This is a genomic window from Tychonema sp. LEGE 07196, assembly GCF_963890365.1.
In the GTDB taxonomy this organism is placed as follows: Bacteria; Cyanobacteriota; Cyanobacteriia; order Cyanobacteriales; family Microcoleaceae; genus Microcoleus.
In genome coordinates this window covers 1-19270 of sequence record NZ_CAWPRX010000169.1, presented here as the reverse complement: position 1 = coordinate 19270, position 19270 = coordinate 1, and the positions used below count along the sequence as shown (strand labels likewise).

General features: G+C 43.7%; 22 protein-coding genes. 13 read left to right on the top strand and 9 right to left on the bottom strand.

Annotated elements, in window-relative coordinates; genetic code table 11:
• Positions 1–11: 11 nt before the first annotated feature.
• On the bottom strand, positions 12–1049 hold the full coding sequence (locus AACV78_RS20485; protein ID WP_194008948.1) for a protein-L-isoaspartate O-methyltransferase family protein: 1038 nt from the start codon (positions 1047–1049) through the stop codon (positions 12–14).
• Between the two features lie 589 nt (positions 1050–1638).
• Between AACV78_RS20485 and AACV78_RS20480 the strand changes: the two genes are divergently transcribed.
• From AACV78_RS20480 to AACV78_RS20465, 4 genes are all read left to right on the top strand, one after another.
• The gene (locus tag AACV78_RS20480) at positions 1639–3495 is read left to right on the top strand and encodes an albusnodin/ikarugamycin family macrolactam cyclase (protein WP_194008949.1); all 1857 of its coding nucleotides are present in this window, start codon (positions 1639–1641) and stop codon (positions 3493–3495) included.
• Positions 3496–3555: 60 nt separating this feature from the next.
• Positions 3556–3831 carry a PqqD family protein gene (locus tag AACV78_RS20475; protein WP_194008950.1) on the top strand — a complete coding sequence of 92 codons (276 nt, stop codon included), beginning with the start codon at positions 3556–3558 and terminating at the stop codon, positions 3829–3831.
• A 111-nt stretch (positions 3832–3942) separates the two neighbouring features.
• Positions 3943–4362, top strand: coding sequence for a lasso peptide biosynthesis B2 protein (locus tag AACV78_RS20470; RefSeq protein ID WP_194008951.1), 420 nt, complete (start codon positions 3943–3945; stop codon positions 4360–4362).
• Positions 4363–4423: 61 nt separating this feature from the next.
• Complete coding sequence (locus AACV78_RS20465; RefSeq protein ID WP_194008952.1) at positions 4424–6034, top strand: cyclic peptide export ABC transporter; 1611 nt, start codon at positions 4424–4426, stop codon at positions 6032–6034.
• A 178-nt stretch (positions 6035–6212) separates the two neighbouring features.
• On the opposite strand, the gene AACV78_RS20460 is transcribed toward AACV78_RS20465, so the two are convergent.
• The 3 genes from AACV78_RS20460 to AACV78_RS20450 all read right to left on the bottom strand — a co-directional run bounded on the left by AACV78_RS20460 (position 6213) and on the right by AACV78_RS20450 (position 7950).
• The gene (locus tag AACV78_RS20460; protein ID WP_194008953.1) at positions 6213–6971 is read right to left on the bottom strand and encodes a phycobilisome rod-core linker polypeptide; all 759 of its coding nucleotides are present in this window, start codon (positions 6969–6971) and stop codon (positions 6213–6215) included.
• A gap of 102 nt (positions 6972–7073) precedes the next feature.
• Positions 7074–7334, bottom strand: coding sequence for a hypothetical protein (locus AACV78_RS20455; protein WP_194008954.1), 261 nt, complete (start codon positions 7332–7334; stop codon positions 7074–7076).
• Positions 7335–7353: 19 nt separating this feature from the next.
• A complete protein-coding gene (locus AACV78_RS20450; protein ID WP_194008955.1) occupies positions 7354–7950 on the bottom strand; it encodes a phycobiliprotein lyase in 597 nt (198 codons plus the stop codon).
• Between the two features lie 136 nt (positions 7951–8086).
• Here AACV78_RS20450 and AACV78_RS28785 point away from each other — a divergent pair, with 136 nt between their 5' ends.
• Complete coding sequence (locus tag AACV78_RS28785; protein ID WP_445329592.1) at positions 8087–8350, top strand: NblA/ycf18 family protein; 264 nt, start codon at positions 8087–8089, stop codon at positions 8348–8350.
• A 445-nt stretch (positions 8351–8795) separates the two neighbouring features.
• Here the strand turns inward: AACV78_RS28785 and pstB are convergent, their stop codons facing one another.
• The 4 genes from pstB to pstS all read right to left on the bottom strand — a co-directional run bounded on the left by pstB (position 8796) and on the right by pstS (position 13188).
• Complete coding sequence (gene pstB / locus AACV78_RS20440) at positions 8796–9596, bottom strand: phosphate ABC transporter ATP-binding protein PstB (protein ID WP_194008956.1); 801 nt, start codon at positions 9594–9596, stop codon at positions 8796–8798.
• 114 nt (positions 9597–9710) lie between these two features.
• Positions 9711–10604 carry a phosphate ABC transporter permease PstA gene (pstA, locus tag AACV78_RS20435; RefSeq protein WP_194008957.1) on the bottom strand — a complete coding sequence of 298 codons (894 nt, stop codon included), beginning with the start codon at positions 10602–10604 and terminating at the stop codon, positions 9711–9713.
• A gap of 34 nt (positions 10605–10638) precedes the next feature.
• On the bottom strand, positions 10639–11595 hold the full coding sequence (gene pstC / locus AACV78_RS20430; RefSeq protein ID WP_194008958.1) for a phosphate ABC transporter permease subunit PstC: 957 nt from the start codon (positions 11593–11595) through the stop codon (positions 10639–10641).
• A 438-nt stretch (positions 11596–12033) separates the two neighbouring features.
• Entirely contained in the window at positions 12034–13188 is a 1155-nt protein-coding gene (gene pstS, locus AACV78_RS20425; RefSeq protein WP_194008959.1) for a phosphate ABC transporter substrate-binding protein PstS, read from the bottom strand.
• Between the two features lie 414 nt (positions 13189–13602).
• Here pstS and AACV78_RS20420 point away from each other — a divergent pair, with 414 nt between their 5' ends.
• The 8 genes from AACV78_RS20420 (at position 13603) to AACV78_RS20385 (ending at position 18330) form a co-directional block, all read left to right on the top strand.
• Positions 13603–14181: a biotin transporter BioY gene (locus AACV78_RS20420; protein WP_194008961.1), complete on the top strand. Its 579-nt coding sequence runs from the start codon at positions 13603–13605 to the stop codon at positions 14179–14181.
• Positions 14130–14336 carry a hypothetical protein gene (locus AACV78_RS20415; protein WP_194008962.1) on the top strand — a complete coding sequence of 69 codons (207 nt, stop codon included), beginning with the start codon at positions 14130–14132 and terminating at the stop codon, positions 14334–14336. The genes AACV78_RS20420 and AACV78_RS20415 overlap by 52 nt, the downstream gene beginning before the upstream one ends.
• 45 nt (positions 14337–14381) lie before the next feature.
• The gene (lspA, locus tag AACV78_RS20410) at positions 14382–14891 is read left to right on the top strand and encodes a signal peptidase II (protein ID WP_194008963.1); all 510 of its coding nucleotides are present in this window, start codon (positions 14382–14384) and stop codon (positions 14889–14891) included.
• A 300-nt stretch (positions 14892–15191) separates the two neighbouring features.
• A complete protein-coding gene (locus AACV78_RS20405) occupies positions 15192–16829 on the top strand; it encodes a B12-binding domain-containing radical SAM protein (protein ID WP_194008964.1) in 1638 nt (545 codons plus the stop codon).
• Between the two features lie 163 nt (positions 16830–16992).
• The gene (locus AACV78_RS20400) at positions 16993–17325 is read left to right on the top strand and encodes a type II toxin-antitoxin system RelE/ParE family toxin (protein ID WP_194008965.1); all 333 of its coding nucleotides are present in this window, start codon (positions 16993–16995) and stop codon (positions 17323–17325) included.
• A 4-nt stretch (positions 17326–17329) separates the two neighbouring features.
• Positions 17330–17683: a helix-turn-helix domain-containing transcriptional regulator gene (locus AACV78_RS20395; RefSeq protein WP_194008966.1), complete on the top strand. Its 354-nt coding sequence runs from the start codon at positions 17330–17332 to the stop codon at positions 17681–17683.
• Between the two features lie 13 nt (positions 17684–17696).
• Positions 17697–18158 carry an SRPBCC family protein gene (locus AACV78_RS20390; RefSeq protein WP_194008967.1) on the top strand — a complete coding sequence of 154 codons (462 nt, stop codon included), beginning with the start codon at positions 17697–17699 and terminating at the stop codon, positions 18156–18158.
• Positions 18142–18330 (top strand): CPXCG motif-containing cysteine-rich protein, encoded by a 189-nt coding sequence (locus AACV78_RS20385; protein WP_015176827.1) that lies wholly within the window; start codon positions 18142–18144, stop codon positions 18328–18330. Before AACV78_RS20390 ends, AACV78_RS20385 begins: the two co-directional genes overlap by 17 nt.
• A gap of 7 nt (positions 18331–18337) precedes the next feature.
• Here the strand turns inward: AACV78_RS20385 and AACV78_RS20380 are convergent, their stop codons facing one another.
• Positions 18338–19087, bottom strand: coding sequence for a gamma-glutamyl-gamma-aminobutyrate hydrolase family protein (locus tag AACV78_RS20380; RefSeq protein ID WP_194008968.1), 750 nt, complete (start codon positions 19085–19087; stop codon positions 18338–18340).
• Positions 19088–19270 lie beyond the last annotated feature (183 nt).

Here is a 19270-nt window from a genome sequence, read left to right as displayed (position 1 = left end):
TAAAGACCTTACTACAGCGTTACCCCTACTTGATAGCCGCACTGAACGTACTTTAAAACAGGTCGCAATTGCTCAAAACCCGATCGCCCACTAGCACGCCAGCTAGAAATCCAGTCTGAAAGCTTTACTGCCGCATCGCGTTCCCCTGCTGCTGCATAACCCTCGCCACACAGAGACAGCATAGCTAGACTTCCAGGCTGACTGCAGCCAATAGCTGGTCCGAGATTCTGCGTATATGCAGTTGTGAAACCTTCTGGATAGGTAGCCAACAAGTAAGCGCGCAAAGCTTCCACATCCTCATCGGGGTAGAGAGGGCCCTCCTGGCGTGAAGCTACTTGCATCAATTCCAGGATTTGTTCTGCTTCCCCTATTTGTTGTTCTTGCCGCAACCACTCAGCACTAGCCCAGATTACATCTGTCTCCATTTCAGCATTTTCTATCTTTATTTCAGCCTTAATGTCGGCATCTTGAGCGGGGCCATACCAATGAGTTAAGGGTTTGTCTGTCAAGGGGACAAACCCCCCAGGAATTACCCGTTCTCCGATCGGGTTTTTATTGGTATCCAAACGTACCCGCGCGATCGCCGTAGTAGCAGCTAATTGCCTTAATCGGACAGGTGCAACAATTAACCCGCCCGGAGATAATTGTTCGATCCAGGTGTGTGGGATTATATCCGCAGTTGCCCAAACAATAATGCGGTCAAAAGGTGCTTCTGTCGAGCAGCCCGATCGACCATCTGCCACCACAACTTTTACGTTAGCTAAATTATTTTTGGTCAATAAACTGCTGGCACGTTTAACCAGATTTGAGTCTACATCCAAAGAAACGACAAAGCCGTCAGATCCCACAAGGTGAGCCAACAAAGCCGTACTGTAACCTGAACCCGTCCCCACTTCCAAAACCCTCGCACCTGGAGGCACCTGTAAAAGCCGTAATGCAGCAGCAATAACTGTTGGAGAAGAACTTTGGGGAATCGGGTACCCATCTGGTTTTAAAACATAGGCATCCATCACAATATCCGTCAAGGCATAGTCTACTTTATCGCTCATGTTTTTTCTCTCTATTCAAATATTTTGCTGTATCTCTTTGAGTTTTATTTTTAATTTTATTCGATATGGTAAATCTGAATTGAAAAGCTTTTTTAATACCTCAAGCCATCTATGATAAAAAAAAAACTATGAATGCTTTGAGCCAAAAGTTGCTGGCTTAGTGATATATTTATAAAAGCAGTTACTAAAAGCTGAAAAAGGAGAAGTGTATGAACACCGATCATCAATCCTTACAAAACCAAGCTCAAGATATCAAACTGAAGCCATATAAAGCTCCCCAACTATTGCCACTGGGCAACGTAGTTGAAGCCACGTTGGGTGGTGGTTTAGCTGACACGCGAGATCAGAGAAGATTCTACTGGTAAGTAGGGTATCTTATGGTTGTAACGTTTCCGCTTGTTCTGTAGACTATAGCGCGAGCGTGGTGCTCGCGCTACAAAATATTTTCACAACAGCATGATAAATACTGTTTTCAAGAACTAATAATAAAAGTTGTGGGTAGTTTGAGAGTGAAAATTTACAGATACTAAGACTTTATAACAACAATTTTTGATCGGCATTGTATAAAACTCAAAGCTTAATTAAAGATATGAAGCAAACAATATTTCGTTGGTTTTATGGCTTTTTAGCTGAAGCTGAAGATGTTGCTCTAGCTTTCGCAAATCCTTGTAACTCTCAGATTATATGGAAAGACAAAAGTTATCTTTTCCTCTGCGGGTCTTGGAAGAAAACTGACTATTTTTACTTATCTCAGGGAGAAGTCGAGCTGGCGATTATTGGTCGATTATTGATACATAGTGAGCCTCTCTTTGACCAAATTAATTTGGCTGTAAGAACTAAAGATTACAGGATTTTAATGAAGTTGCCAGGTAATTACAACCTTATTGTCAAAGATGGGAATCAAAATTATATTTTTACAGATATAGCAAGCCTTAAGCCCATATTTTACACGGTAAAAAATTCTTCGATCGTGTATTCTTCGCATTGTGTTGCGATAAAAGAACTGATCGATGCAAAAGTAAATTTATCTTGGCTTGCTGCTTGGCTAATGTATCCTGGAATGATAGGTATAGATAAAAATTCCTCTCCTTTTTGCAACATACAAATAGTTCCTCCAGGCCACTATCTGCAAGTATCCCCTGGCAAGGTTGTCTGTGAGCCATACTGGACAGAGCCAACAGAGCTTAAAGACAGGTTAGAAGCAGCCGAACAGTTACGAGAACAGTTGATCGCTGCTGTTGAACGAAGAGTAGATTTATACGACATTGTAACTAGCGATCTGAGTGGTGGTATGGACTCTACCAGCTTATCTTTAATAGCGGCTAAAACTTTAGCTAATCAGGGTCGTAAATTGCACACTATAACGTTTGCAAGTAGTTCTGTTACTGAGCTGGAAGATTTAAAGTATGCACAGCAGGCGGCTAGTTTTTATCCCAATATTAGCTCCGTAGTTTTGGATAGTAACAAATTTCCTATGGCTTATAGCAATCTGGATGAAATGCCAATGACCGATGAGCCTGCGCCAGTTGCGACTACCTTGGGCCGATTTCTCTATGGTCTAGAAGTCGTTAAGTCGAAAGGCTCTCAGTTGCATCTGAGCGGAGATGGTGGTGACGCAGTTCTTTTGGCACCCTATTCATATCTGGCAGATCTTGTTCAGAATGCACATTTAGGTACACTAATTAGGCATTCTTTTGGTTGGGCAAAAGTTAAAAATATTTCACCAATAGCTTTAATAAGTAATTCTGTAAAGCTGGCAACTACCTCTTACCGTTGTTGGCTGTTGCAGCAAACTAAAAAACTAAAAAGTGGTCAAATATCATATGAACAAATTCAGAAAATTATAGCTTGGTCTAGTCCTCCAAGTTGTGCTAGTTGGTATACACAAAAAACCACTGAGTTGGTCATACAGCAGTTACAACAGTACATGGCAGATGCTAAACCATTTTCAAACCAGCCAGGTCAGCATGGTGCTATTGAGAGTATTTATGCTATGGGGCGCAGTTGCAGGATTCTCCAGCAGGTAGCTGAAATTTATGGCGTCAATCTAGATGTCCCTTATTTGGACTCATTGGTAGTTGATGCTTGTCTCTGTGCAAGAACTGAGGAAAAAACCACTCCATTTATGTTTAAGCCACTACTACATGCAGCCTTTCGTTATGATTTACCAGAGATTATACTAAACAGAACAACTAAAGGTGACTACACGCGTGATATGTTTGACGGCATACGGCAGAATCAAACCCAGGTTAATGAATTGCTCCAAAGTTCCTGTTTAGCAGACCTTGGATTAATAGACGTAGAAAAATTTAGGATTGCAATAGAAAATTTTAGCATGGGATTTAATATAGGTTTATGCCAATTTGAAATTACATTAGAAGTTGAGTTTTGGCTGCGTAGCGTACTTAAGTCTAACCATTTTTTTGATCGAGCTTATTTAAAGTGAAAATGCTTAAAGTCTAAAGATGCTAATTTTCATTGTTTGTATTTAACAGGACAAATTACAATGCCAAAATTTTATATTCCCAAATACGTTACCACAACGATACTTGAAGATGTTATAATCTTAATGGATTTACGTAAAAACACTTACTATGCTTTAAAAGACAGTGCAGTTGAATTTTGGCAAGCTTTGGAAAAATATGACTCATTTGATTTGGCAATCAACGAAGTATCAAAATCATATAATGCCTCAAAAGATGTGATTAAAAAAGATATGGAGAATTTTGTTTTTTCTCTGCTAAAAGCTGGCTTGCTTGACAGAAGACCCAGCGGTATATAAACTAGCTATTGTGGCTGGCTAAGTAATAATTATAATATTTTTTTAAGCAAGTATAACTGAGTTAAAAACTAGATTGGCAATAAACGTTAGTGTCAGGAGTAAATATCGATCATGAGTAAAATAATGTCATTGAGTTCGATTGACTCAAGCTTAAAAGGGGTAGATAGGCTCAGAGGTTTGTTGGCTCTAACCGCAGCACATGTCATGCTACGACTTTTTTCTCTTATAACGATTGTCAAGTTTATTCGCCTAGCAAGACGTTCCTACTTTCGTAAAATGAGCAGGGAAGAAGCAGACACTGCGTGGACAGCCATACATCAATCTAGCTCATTTTATTTGGGAAGATCTGCTTGCTTAGAATTCTCATTAGCTTTCGTACTTTTCGCTTTAAGCAAAGGTCAGTCAGTTTTATGGTGTACAGGAGTGAAGCTTAAACCATTTGAAGCTCATGCTTGGGTAGAGATAGATGGTAAGCCATTTCGTGAACCAGATTATGTGGAACACGATTTGAAAAAAACCCTGGAAATTTAAAATTAATTTCTAGTATTTTATAAAACCCAAAATAAAAATCATTTTTTGAGGTTGAATTATCATGAAGATGATGTGGTTTCTCCTCCAGTCGTCTTGGTTTACAGTTGCGATCGCAGCCCTCACAGGTTCAATCAGCGGGGCTTGTAGCGCTTCATTAATTGCGTTAATTAATAATGCCATTAGTAGCAATGTCAATCAAACAGAACAACTCTTTTTAGGTTTTATTGGATTAGCAACCGTCGCTTTTTTAACTAATCTTATATCTCAGTATTTATTATCTAGTGTATCATACAATAGCGTTTACGAACTGCGGTTGAAATTAAGTGATTGGATCTTAGCTTGTCCCCTTCGGCATCTAGAAGAAATCGGGACGAATCGGATTATAGCCACTTTAACAGAAGATACCGAAATGATTGGCAACACGATTGGTAGCATCCCCTTTTTGTGGATTGATATTGCACTAATTTTAGGTTGCTTGGTATACTTGTACTGGTTGTCGTGGGTAGTATTTTTAGTGACGGCGATCGCATTAACATTTGCCTTAGTATTGCTGAAAATTTTGTCAGCAAAAGCTCAGGTATTTCTCAGCCTTGCCCGAAAAGAGCAAGATAATTTATTTAAACATTTTCACACGATTACTAATGGAATTAAAGAACTAAAATTAAATAGCAAACGCCATCAAGCTTTTGTCAATGAAGAACTGAAAATCACAGCGGCAGCAACTCTTTATTACGACATTGAATGTGTAAAACTATTCGGTATTTCTAACGGCGTTGGACAATTAATATTCTTGGTAATTGTCGGTTTATTAGTCTTCGCTTTGCCCAAATTTACGCCTCTTAATGCCACTGTTTTATCAGGTTACGTACTTGTCATTACTTATTTAACTGAACCGTTACAGCGAGCGCTTGCTTTGCTACCTGGATTGAGTCGCGCCAGCGTCGCGTTGCACAATATTGAAAAATTGGGGTTATCACTTGCTAGTCGTTCTGAAGCATTTTCTTCTGAACTTAAAACACCGCTTAATTTCCAGAGTATTGAACTCATTGGTATTAGTCATACCTACGGCAAAGAGCAAGAGGAAAGTTTCACATTGGGACCAATCGATTTAAAGTTATATCCAGGAGAAATAATTTTTATTGTAGGTGGAAATGGTAGTGGTAAATCTACTCTGGCAAAACTAATTACTGGACTGTATATTCCTGATGCGGGCGCGATTTATCTTGATGCTAAGATGGTTAGCGATCGTAACCGTCAAGATTACCGTCAGTTGTTTTCTACTGTATTTTATGATTTTTATTTATTTGAACGTTTGCTGGGATTAGATTTAGATAATCTAGATATTCAAGCGGATAATTATCTGAAAAAACTTCAATTAGACCAAAAAATGCAAATTAAAAATGGTCGTTTTTCCACGATTGAACTTTCCCAAGGACAGCGTAAACGTCTGGCACTCCTAACTGCTTATTTAGAAGATCGTCCCATTTATTTATTCGATGAGTGGGCAGCAGATCAAGATCCCTACTTCCGAGAAATCTTTTACAAACAACTGTTACCAGAGTTAAAACAGCGAGGTAAAACCGTGCTGGCAATTAGTCACGATGACCGCTATTTTGATTTTTGCGATCGCATCATTAAATTAGACTGCGGTAAGGTAGTGGAGCCGAATTAACCTGAGTTCGCTGTAACGCGAAGTTTTACCGCGGCGGAATGTGGGCTAAAAAATTATGAGTCCTGAGTTTTGGATTCCAAGTTTAGTAAAAAACTCAAACCTCAAAACTCAAAACTCAAAATTCTTTTAGACTAAAAGTCGATCGCCCGACACAAATAATCGCACCAGGCAGCATCAATTACCGACGGTAAGGAACCATCGTCTCGATATTGATATTGGCCAACGGCACCCGCTGCGGGGGAGTAGCAGGAGCTGCGACTTGCCGCGCCATACCCAAATAGTTGGACGGATCGCCGGCCTTGGCTTGCTGCTCTTGAGGAACAAAACGGCGAACAGTCGTCTGCCAAATGATTTGCGGGAAGCCTAGCTGCGAGCGGTGGTACTCACCGTAGCGAGGAGTCTTCAGGTTGAAAGGAGTTTCTCCTCCAACACGCTGAGGCAAAATCCGGCGCTGTTGGTAAGGTACTGTATCGTAGCCGAACTTTTCCAGGTACTCATCGCTATTGACCAACTCGTCAATAAACCCTTGAGGCCCCTTAGTAGCTACCACGATCGACCAAGCAATCTTTTCGCGATCGCTGTAAACATCCCGGCCCAAAATGCGCTGCACGCACATTTCGACAAATCGGTAGTTGCTGTTAGTTTGGTAATTCCGCTCCAAGAAAGGAGCCGAAGTCGCCAAACCGCGAATGAAATCCCGCACCGTAATCTGGCCGAACTTTAGTTGCGACTCCAAAAACGTTTGGCGGTTGCTCTTGAGGATTTGGTGTTCGCTGTAAATCTGGCGATATCCAGCCCAAATCAAATTTTCCATGTCTCCCGACGAGAGCACGTTTTCAGTTGTGAAAACTCTCGGCTGCTCGTCGCCCCCCAGTTCGTAACCAGCAACGCGCTGGTTTTGGCTTTTGGGGGCGTAATTTAACAAAGGAAGCGCCACGTTATAATCTCCGTTATCTCAAATTTCAGAAATAGTTGATACCGCGAGCTGCCAGCATAACGATACAACTAACCAACATACAGATTAGGGGATTCGGGCAATCTAAATCTGGTTTTCCTGATTTTTTGCAACAATCTGTAACATTTGTTGACTGTTGACTGTTGACTGTTCGCTGTTGACTGTTCGCTGTTGACTGTTGACTGTTCGCTGTTGACTGTTGACTGTTGACTGTTCGCTGTTGACTGTTGACTGTTGACTGTTCGCTGTTGACTGTTGACTGTTGACTGTTCGCTGTTGACTGTTCGCTGTTGACTGTTCGCTGACAACTACCCACTGCTTTCGGGCCAACTGCTTTCGGGCCAACTACCCACTGCCAAATAAATTACCAGCCTAGGGCCGAGTAAAACTCGCTAGCAACCGGTTCCTTCTCGGCAGCCGGGGCCGCTGCATCCGAGTCTGGTTCCACTCGAATTTCAGTGCAAAAAGTTGAAGTGCTGAAACCGCCAAAGCGCTTGACGCTACTCGTCCGCATCCGCACGTTGGGATTGGCAAACCAAAAACGCTCGATCGAACTCATCGTCTCGTATTCGGTAATCAGCAGCAGCGCATCCTCATCATCCATTTCAAAACGGCCGGCCACCGGCACAATTTCCGCATAGCCCCGTTCCCGCAACATCAAACCCTGCCGCGGATTCTCAGGATCTGGGACGATCGCGAATACGGTAGAGCCCTTGTGATTCTCATCATCCTTATCCCACGCCATAGTGCCGTGCCAAGTCACAAATGCTCCCCCAGCAGCCCGACTCGGATCGACCTCGTGCATCTGGCAAATTTCAGCCACTCGCGCGTCATCCGCACCCAGAGCCGTTACCTGAATATTTGAATCCCCAATCTCCGCTTGACGGAAAGCGAGGTGGTGAGTGCTGCGCTGCGATCGCCATTCTCCAGCACTACTCTGAAAAAACTCCATTGCATCCATACAAAATAGCTCCTTTGGCTTAGGCTTCCCGGTTTTTACCCCTGTTTTATGATAAAGCTCCCCCCACTTAGATGTACTTTTGCGGCACAAATTAGTCTCAAAATGTCTACTTTGGACATATTGTCAAGTGAATGTTATGATAGTTTACAATGTAGGAGACACAACAAATCTTGCGAAACGTCATTTCGATCGAACTCGCATCGATATCAGCAAACTGAAGGAGCGAATTATGGATATGCCTACAACCAGCCTCAGCATGGAACAGCAGTTCAAACTGCAAGTCCTCAGCGAACAAGTCAAAAGCTTGAGCCAAGACCAAGCTCAGGAATACTTGCTAGAAGTTATGCGGCAGAACATGGTCAAGGAAAATTTGTTAAAGTATTGGATGAAGAAAATGTGAACTCTTCGATAACTTCTTCAACAAAATTAGCGGCTTGTATCTGCAAAAAGTGCGATCGAGCTATTAAATATAAAACCCAGAATTCCGGTGTCTCCAAGGCACCGGAATTCTTCAGTTATACAATTTTTTTATAAAAATTTCCTCTACTCTAAAATTAGTTCGTAGTGCGGACTTGCATAGGCAATATGAATCGGACTGAAGTCCGTACTGCGAACCTTTTTTGTTCCGATGATCGATCGGACATGATATAATACTAACTATTGAAAATCATGCAAATGTCTTCCGTCGGTTGTGTCGCCATTAAAAATCTCTGAATCAAAATTGATTTTCGAGCTAGCGACGCACCCTAGAAATTCTCAGGTGCGTCGCTAGCTCAATTTTCAAGATAATTTAGAGATTAAAAATCGTGGCGCAGCCTGCGGAGACTCCCGCAGACTCCCGCAACTCAACCAAAACGGCCGCTTACATAATCCAAAGTAGACTCTTCCTTCGGACTTTGGAAAATCACCTCAGTTTTGTCACACTCCACAAGATAGCCAAACCGCTTCCCATCGTCAGAAAGTTTAGCATTGAAAAAAGCAGTCAGGTCAGAAACCCGAGAAGCCTGCTGCATATTGTGAGTCACAATTACGATGGTATACTTCTCCTTGAGTTCCCGCATCAACTCCTCAACCTTAATCGTCGAAATCGGGTCAAGAGAAGCGCAAGGTTCATCCATCAATACTACATCGGGATTAATCGCGATCGCCCTAGCAATACACAAACGCTGCTGCTGGCCGCCCGAAAGAGAAAAACCGCTTTGCTTTAACTTATCCTTAACCTCATCCCACAAATAAGCTTGTTTGAGCGACTTTTCCACCAGCTCATCCATATCTCCCTTATAATTGTTCACCCTCGCACCGTAAGCAATATTGTCATAAATTGACTTCGGGAAAGGATTCGGCTTTTGAAACACCATCCCAATCTTGCGGCGCACCTCCACAGCATCAATATCAGGGTCGTAAAGATTTTGACCTTGGTAATGAATTCTGCCCTCTAAACGAAAACCGCTAACTAAATCGTTGAGACGATTAAAACATCGGAGAATTGTACTTTTTCCGCAGCCAGAAGGCCCGATCAAAGCAGTAATCTGATTTTTAGGAATTTCTAGCGAAACATTTTTTACCGCGTGAAAACCGCCGTAAAAAATATTGATATTTTCAGTCCGTAAAACAGTTTCCGTCTGCTTGTCCAAATCCATCATCATACACGTAATGCTCCAATCAAATTTTACAAAATAATGAGAAAATGAAAGTGGAAAAGTTGGAGAGGGAGAAAATCTTCCTTCTTCCTTCTTCCTTCTTCCTTCTTCCTTCTTCCTTCAATAAACCTTTTGGCGAGTAGCCCAACGAGACAGAATACTCGTCAGCAAAACCATCAACACCAAAATCAAAGATGCCGCCCAAGCCAACTCTTTCTGTGCCTGAAAAGGAACCGTTGCAAAGTTATAAACCAAAACCGAAAGCGACGGAGTTGGCTTATCAAATCCTGCCGGCCAAAAAGGCGAATTCAGCGCCGTGAAAATCAAAGGAGCAGTTTCTCCAGCAGCGCGGGCAATTGCCAGCGTCACACCAGTTAAGATAGCCGGAATTGCCGCAGGCAAAACTACCTGCAACACTGTTTGATAATTAGAAGCACCCACACCCACCGACGCCCATCTAATATCTTGCGGGACAAGTTGTAGGGCTTCGTCAGTAGTTCGCACAATTGTCGGCAACATCAACACAGCCAGCGCCGCGCCCCCTGCAATTGCCGAAAAACCTCCCATATTGACCACAAACAAACCGTAGGCAAATACCCCGGCAATAATCGAAGGAACGCCGCTGAGGACATTAGTAGCAAAGCGCACCCAGCGGGTGATTTTGCCGCTACTAAACTCCGACAAATAAACGGCGGCCAATACGCCAAAAGGAACAGCAATTAGAGAAGCAATTCCTACGGTCATTAACGTACCGATAATGGCATTGGCGATACCGCCTCCCGACAGTCCCGGTGCGGGCGGCAGCTTCGTAAACAAGTCTAAATTTAGGCGATTAAAACCTTGTACGGCTACGTAGGAAAGCACTGCAAACAAAGGCAGCAGAGTGACAGCCAGACAAGCTCCAGCCAGTACAGTCATCGCCATACCAAACAGCGCTTGCGGGCTGTTTTTAACCTTCTTCAAACTGCCTGTTTTCGATCCAACAGGATTCTCATCGGAGGCTCTCTTTGACATAAACTAAAACTATGTAGGAAATTGTGCCAAACTTCTAGTTGTACTTCGCTCTTACTTGAGAAACAATCCACTCTGCCAAAATATTGACAATCAGTGTCATAATAAACAGAATTAGCCCCGCGTACATCAGAGCGGCCACTTGCAATCCTGAAGCTTCGGCAAATTGATTTGCCATCAGAGAAGCAATAGTATTTGCAGGAGCTAGCACAGAAGCACTTAACTGATTGGAATTTCCAATTAACAGCGTTGCGGCCATCGTTTCTCCCATCGCCCGGCCGAGGCCTAGCATAATTCCGCCGACAATGCCGGAAAAAGCTGCTGGTACGAGGACTCTAAAGATTGTTGTCCAGCGAGTTGCTCCCAAACCCAGAGATGCTTGTCGCAATTCGGGGGGGAGGCTTGCTAAACAGTCGCGCGAGATAGCAGTAATAATGGGCAAAGTCATAATCCCCAAAATTACTCCGGCGGGTAACATTCCCGGCCCCACTGGCGCTGTGCTAAAAATTGGCAGCCATCCGAAGTTACCGTTGAGAAACTTTCCGATGTTGGTAATAATGGGGATCAATACAGCAATGCCCCACAAACCGTAGACTACGCTGGGAATAGCGGCTAAAAGTTCTACTAAGAAAACTAAAGCTGTACGCACTGGCAGCGGCAAAAAGTCTTCGCTCAAAAAGATGGCAGTCCCTACTCCTAATGGTACTGCAATTAGGAGCGCGATCGCAGAACTGACGATCGTCCCGTAAATCATCGGCAGCGCACCGTACTCTTCTTTAACCGGATTCCAATCACTGCTAAACAGAAAGCCCAAACCGTACTGTTGAATCGCTGGTAAAGCTCTGAAAGCAACGGTTAGCGCGATTACCAGCAAAATTACGCCAACTCCGATTCCCAAAATCCGAGTCAGCCAGATAAAGCCTTGGTCTAAGGATTTTTCTATCCGAGAGCGGGAACGTTTCTCTGGTTGAGCGGTGTTACTATCTGAAATCATATACAAAAATCCAAAAAAATAGTAAGGAAAAATTGCATTTTTGCCAAAAAGCTAGCTAGAAGAAAGCAGAAAGAAAGACTATAGATCAAATTCAAGAAGGGTAGGTTGATAATTTCCTGACTTTTCAACAAATATTTCTGGTAAAACCTGCCCCTTGTAGGGTGCGTCGCTGCCAGATTTTAGAGCTTTCCCGGTAGATTGTTGGTGGCGACGCACCCTACGGTATCTACATAAATAGATGCACCGAAAGATATCGAAGTTGGGTGGGGTGGGTTTACAAGATTGTGGGTTTTAGGCAATTATTGTTGGTGAACCCACCCCTACAGAAATATCTCTATTGTTTCTTCCTTTTTTTTACCCGCTCGGCCTTGCCAAAGGGATTTTTCCCCTCTGACAACTGTCAACTGTCAACTGTCAACTGTCAACTGACTTCAATTACTATTTGCCAATCTCAATCTTGTAGTCGGGGCTGATGCCGTCGGCGGCCAAAGCAACTTTTTCTCTGACGTTTTGGGGCAGAGGAACGTAACCCAATTCGGCACTAACTTTTTGACCTTCGGTTAAGCCGTATTCCACCATTGCCTCGATAACTTTGGCTTTGTTGGGGTCTGCAACTTTTTTGGGAACGAGCATCCAAGTGTAGGTGACAATTGGATAGGATTGAGCGCCTTCGGGGTCTTCGATAAATGCTCGCAGGTTTTCGGGCAGGGGCGCAGTTGCTAAAGCTTGAGAAGCTGAATCGTCTGTAGGTACGACAAATGTGCCTGCTTTGTTTTGCAAAGATGCAAATTTGACGTTGTTGTTTTTGGCGTAACCGTATTCGATGTAGCCGACGCTGCCTGCTGTTTGCAGGAGTTGGCTGGTGACGCCTTCGTTGCCTTTTGCGCCTACGCCTGCGGGCCACTGTACTGTTTTGCCCTCGCCTACTGCTGTTTTCCAGTCGGGGCTGATGGTGCTGAGGTGTTTGGTGAAGATGGCGGTGGTGCCGCTACCGTCGGAACGGTGGACGACGGTGATGTTTTGGTCTGGTAATGTTACACCGGGATTGGCTGCTGCTATTTTGGCGTCGTTCCACTTGGTAATTTTACCGAGGAAGATTTCTGTATAAACGTCTCTGGGCAGTTTGAGTTCGGGTACTTCTGGCAGGTTGTAGCCGATGACGATGCTGCCGGCTGTCATGGGCAGCAAAATCACGCCTTTGTCTGCTGGAACTTTGGCGATTTCGTCGTCTTTCATGGCGGTGTCGCTGGCCCCAAAGTCTACTGTGCCTTTGGTAAATTGTTCGACTCCGGCACCGCTGCCTATTGATTGATAGTTAATTTGTACTTTGGGGTGGATTTTGTTAAAGTCTTGAAACCAACGCTGATATAGGGGGGCTGGGAATGAGGCGCCTGCTGCGGTTATGGCTACGTCTGAGGCTAGGGTGAGTTTGCTGTTTGCGGCTGTGCCTGGGGCTGCAACGGGGGATGCTCCTTTGTCGCCGTTGCTGCTGGTTGTGCTGCCGCCACAAGCTGCTAAGCTGAGGGCGATCGCCACAGCGGAAATTGCTGTTGTCGCACGATTTGGATTAATCAGGTTCAGACGAAAAATCATAGGTATACAAAATCTGCGATCGTTATACGGATGTCCCGCCATAGCATATCGCGCGAAAGTAAAGGTTAGGTTAAGAATCTTTACATTCGATCGCAACTTAATATGAATTAACATTAATTTAATTCATTGATGAGCTTGGCAAGTGTAATTTTATAAGATGGGTGAAAGATCAATTGGTGGGGAAACAAGGGTGCGATCGCCCTGCTGCGAACAATTCCTCATTAAATTATCGGAATATCCAGGTTTGAGAACCATAAAACCATACAATAGTGGTTTTTTTGACGGTAGTGCTATTATGAAGGGTTTAAAAGCTGCGAGCGTTGAAGCTGGCATCTGACGAAGACCTTCTTCCGACTTTCATCCGTTACATCTGTTACACAATCCGTTGCCGAACTTCCTTCAACATCTGCTATAATGCCTGCTCCTCTTGAATTAATCTGGGCTTTTATTGGTTTGCTCCTAACGATTGGAGGCAATTTTTTGCCTGCATCTGTGACAATGCCGATCGGATTGTGGGACGATCGCGGACTGCAGGCGTACTCTTTAGGCGTGACTTATCAAATTGGAGCCGTGTTGCTAGTAGGCTGCATGGGCGGCAAAAATGCTGCTGCTCTCTCGCAAATTGCCTATTTGGTATTAGGATTAACTTTGTGGCCGATTTTCGATCGAGGCGGCGGCATCGGCTATCTTAAAGAAGCGAGTTTTGGGTATTTGCTGGGTTTTATTCCTGGTGCTTGGGTGTGCGGCTGGGTCGCTTTTAAGGTGGCTTCGCGACTGGAATCTATGGCTTTTAGCTGTTTGTGCGGTTTATTTACAGTTCACGCGATCGGCTTAATTTATCTGATTTTTAGCTACTTGCTGATTCCTGGCAAAAAAGTACCTTTATTAAATGAAATTCTGACCTATTCGGTTTATCCCCTGCCGGGACAATTGGCAGTGGTTTGTGCGATCGCATTGCTATCATTTACTTTGCGCCGCTTGATGTTTTATTAATTGCGAAGGAAGAAGGAAGAAGGAAGAAGGAAGAAGTAATTGGTAATTGTGTCAAATCAGGTTATACTGTCATTGCCAAACAGGAAAAATATCTCGCTGCGGCTGGGATTGCTTTGCTGCACCGCATTCTGCTCGCAATGACACGCGAGATTTGAATAAATTATTTCCGATCCGGTACCCCATCTTCTATTGGCTAATCCATGCGTTTTAAAAGAAATCCCTTGTTCTGGGTTGCTGCTATTATCAGTTTAGTTTTGGACCACCTAAGCAAGTTTTGGGTAGTGCAAAATTTTGACTTGACAATTCCTCCGCAGACTCAGCCGCTGTTACCAGGGATATTTCACTTCACTTATGTTGTTAATACTGGTGCGGCTTTTAGTTTGTTTAGCAATGGTGGGGCGAGTTGGTTGCGCTGGCTGTCTTTGGGGGTGAGTGTGGGATTGATGGTGCTGGCTTGGTTCGGGCCGCGAATTAACCGCTGGGAACAAGCTGGCTACGGTTTAATTTTGGGGGGCGCGCTGGGTAACGGGATCGATCGATTTGTTTTGGGCCACGTTATAGATTTTCTGGATTTTCGGATAATTCGGTTCCCGGTTTTTAATCTGGCAGATGTGTTTATTAATGCTGGGATTATCTGTTTGCTGATTGCGACTTTTCACGGCCCACCGCCGCCGAAAAACCGAGACGCGAGTAATTCTATTTCAGAGTAACTTTGAAACACCAAGTTCGGAAACGGATTAGTAAAAGCGGATGTAACAGATGTAACTGCTAACTAATCCTAGGCTGCGCTGGTAGATTATTTTTTTTAAAATATTTATACTTTATCTGCATAAAAGCTCGATCGGGCAACCGCTGATTGAAGGCAGATGCAACGCAGATAATTTCAATTCAATAATTGAAATGGACTGAGTGCAATGCAAGTCTATTCAGAAATTATACACCATACAATAACTTTAAAAATAACTTAAAATAAGATAGTAACAAACCTATTGTTAACATTAAACTTGCCCATGACTCCTAATCCTTTTGCTCAAGAACGCCTGCTATTTGCCCCAGCAACCCCCGATGCTGATGCTATCCCGACTATTTTTGCATTTCCCAACGAGTACACGGTTGGCATCACCAGTCTCGGCTATCAGATTGTATGGGCTACTTTGGCTGTGCGATCGGATCTTGAAGTAAGCCGTTTATTTACTGATATCCGCGAACAACTTCCCCGACATCCAGAATTACTGGGATTTTCGCTTTCTTGGGAACTCGACTACGTAAATATTCTCAATTTATTAGAATCTCTAGACATTCCGATTTGGGCATCTAAACGCACCGATAGCCATCCCATAGTATTCGGCGGCGGCCCGGTTTTTACGGCGAATCCAGAACCTTTTGCAGATTTTTTTGATGTAATTTTATTGGGAGATGGCGAACATCTCATTGACAATTTTATTGATGCTTGTAAGGAAGTTCGTACCGCTGACAGACCAACTAAATTGCGGCATTTAGCCCAAGTTCCGGGGGTTTATATTCCGAGTTTGTACGAAGTAACTTATCTGGATGCAACTGAGGGGATTAAAGCAATTCAGCCTGTCGATTCGGAAATTCCCAGTGAGGTTGAAAAACAGACGTATCGCGGCAATACTTTATCTGCTTCTACTGTGGTGACAGAAAAGGCGGCTTGGGAAAATATTTATATGGTGGAAGTGGTTCGCAGTTGTCCAGAAATGTGCCGTTTTTGTTTAGCAAGTTATCTGACTCTGCCGTTTAGAAGTGCAAGTTTGGAGGGTTCGCTAATTCCGGCGATCGATCGCGGTTTAGCTGTGACTAATCGTTTGGGTTTGTTGGGCGCTTCTGTGACTCAACACCCGGAATTTGAACAGTTGCTGGAACATTTGAATCATCCGAAATACGACGGCGTGCGGCTGAGTCTTTCTTCAGTACGCACGAATACGGTGACAGTTAGGTTGGCAGAAATCTTGACAAACAGAGATAGTAAATCTGTGACAATTGCGGTGGAAAGCGGTAGCGAGAACCTCCGCAAAATTGTTAACAAAAAACTCACTAACGATGAAATTATTCAGGCGGCTATCAATGCTAAGGCTGGCGGTTTAAAAGGAATTAAACTTTACGGGATGGCGGGAATTCCGGGGGAAGAGATGGAGGATTTGGAGGAGACGGTGGCGATGATGCGGGCGATTAAAAAAGCGGTTCCCGGTTTGCGTTTGACTTTTGGATGCAGCACTTTTGTCCCGAAATCTCACACTCCTTTTCAGTGGTTTGGAGTGAATAAAGATGCGGAGAAGAGGCTGAAGTTTTTAGATAAAGAATTGCGGAAGTTAGGTTTAGAATTTAGACCTGAAAGCTATAACTGGTCTGTAATTCAGGGTGTGTTGTCGAAGGGCGATCGGCGTTTGTCTAAGCTGTTAGAATTAGTGCGGCATTACGGCGATACTTTGGGTAGTTATCGACGGGCTTTTAAGGAATTGCGGGGAGAGTTACCGGAGATGGATTTTTATGTTTTTCAAGAGTGGAAATTAGATCGGGTTTTACCTTGGAGTCATTTAAAAGGGCCGCTACCGGAAGCGACTTTGAAAAAACATTTGGCCGAGGCTAGGAGTTATTTTAAGATGGAGGATTTGCAGTTGACGAGTTAAGAAATAGCGGATGCGAAAGTACGTTAGCGTTAGCGAAGCGATCCGAAGGAAAGCCCGCCCCTACGGGGGCTACGCCAACGAAGAGGATCGCATCTTTGCAAGTAAGTAGATTGAAAGCTAACTTAACAAGATAAAATAAGGAGCTACGTACTATAATACAATTATGCCAGAAGTCCAACCCAAGGAAATTCAGCGTTATGTCACCTCAGATGGCAGAGTACCTTTCGCTGAGTGGTTTGATTCCTTCAAAGATACAAACACTCAAGCCAAGATTCGATCTAGGCTAAATCGGGTTGTTACTGGTAATTTGGGAGACTATCGTTCAGTTGGAGAAGGAGTTTGCGAACTCAGAATAGACTATGGCCCTGGTTTCCGAATCTATTTTGGGCAAGTTGGAACAACAATTGTGCTTCTCCTCTGCGGTGGAGATAAAAGCACTCAAAACCGAGATATCCTCCAAGCAAAAGAATACTGGACAGATTACAACAGGATTTAAAACAATGGCTAAAAGTATCCCAGATCATCCGTTTTTGATTGAATCTCTGAGACAAAACCCGGCATTGTCAGCCGCCTATATAACGGCGACTATAGAGGAAATCGACCCGGAACCTGAATTGCTGAAACTTGCTCTGGGCGATGTAGCAGAAGCTCTGGGTCAACCAAAAATGACTCCCGAACAATATGAATTGCACTTAAAAAAACTGGATGAATTGCTTTCGCAGCAAGGAAGTAATGCGATTTATAATCTGGGAACTTGGCTGAATGTTTTGGGATTGAAACTAACTGTTGCTGTTTGTGCTGATACAGAAGATAATACTGCAAATGCTGAAATTATATCCGAATTAACTGTTTAGCTCAATTCAACAAATGCCTAATTTTCGATATTCATCCCTAATTAATTCTGCCGTTGAAACTGTCTGGAACTTTTACGAAAGGCCGGACATTTTGCAACTTTTGACTCCGCCTTGGCAACCGGTGAAAATCATTCGCCGGGAGGGCGGACTCGATGTGGGTGCTGTATCAGAATTTCGGCTGTTATTGGGGCCGATTCCGGTAAAATGGGTGGCGACTCATACTGAGTGCGAACAATATCGCTTATTTGTTGACGAACAAACTGAGGGGCCGATGACACGTTGGACTCACCGACACGAGTTTACTACAGAAAATGGCCAGACTCGATTGACAGATGCGATCGCCTTTTCGATACCGGGCGGCCCGATTGTCGATTTGCTGTTAGGTTGGTGGGTGGAAATGCGGTTAACAGATATGTTTCGCTACCGCCACGAAGTCACAAAAAGAGAGTGCGAAAAAAATGCAAACAACGGCTGAATATTACTGTGCTTTCTGCGGCGAACCGAGTACAACTTTTGTTGATATCAGCGCTGGTATGGAGCAATCTTATATCGAAGATTGTCAGGTTTGCTGTCGCCCGAATGTTCTGTATGTCAGAATAGATGAAGATACCCTGGATATTGAAATTGATACTGACTATCAAGAATAAGTGACTCTCAAAATGTATGAATTGCATTTGATGCAGACTTGGTGGAATTCATCAATCTTGAAGCGGCTGCTTCTACGAAAGCCTTAAAAATTCCAGAGTTTACCGAACATTTTGGCGACATTTCCGGGTGCCATTGAATTGCTATCATCCAAGGGTGATAGCAGTGTTCCATTGCTTCTACCAAAGTGTCAGGTGCATCGGCTACAATTCGCCAATCGGATGTTACTTTCCGCACTGCTTGATGATGCCAGGAAACAACAGTTGTTGAAGTTTTTCCCATAATTTTTGCTAGCCGACTGGTTGGCTCAATTTCAATGGTATGCTCGATCGCGCGCGGGGGAATTCCGGTGCCGTGACGAACATCCTCTCCGTAAGCATCCGGTACATGAATCACCAAACTGCCGCCGCTGGCTACATTCAGCATTTGCATTCCGCGACAAATCCCCAACACAGGTATGTCAGACTTCAAAGCTAGCTTAGCTAAGTTTAATTCAAAATTGTCGCGTTCTGCGTTAACTGAGTAAACTGTGCGATCGCACAAACCGCCATAAAGTTCGGGGTTAATATCTCCGCCCCCCGAAAAAATTAAACCGTCTACTGCATCAAAAATACTAGCTGCATCTAATTGATTGGGCGGCAACAAAATCGGAATGCCGCCAGCCGCTTGCACTGCATCAATATAGGATCCATTTAAGCAATATTCTCCTGCTAGGCTGCGGTTGTAAGTTGTGATACCAACGATCGGATGTTTCTTCATTTGCTAGAGAGTTAGAGATAATTAATTAGATTGGTGCTCAGATTTTGCACTATTTGTAATCAGTCTTTTACGGGCCGGTTAGAAGTTCATCCCACAATAAAACGTACTTATTGTGAAACAGGCGACGGGCTATAGCAGTTATCAAAAAAGTGAGGTATGCCCTATGCCCTATGCCCCATGCCC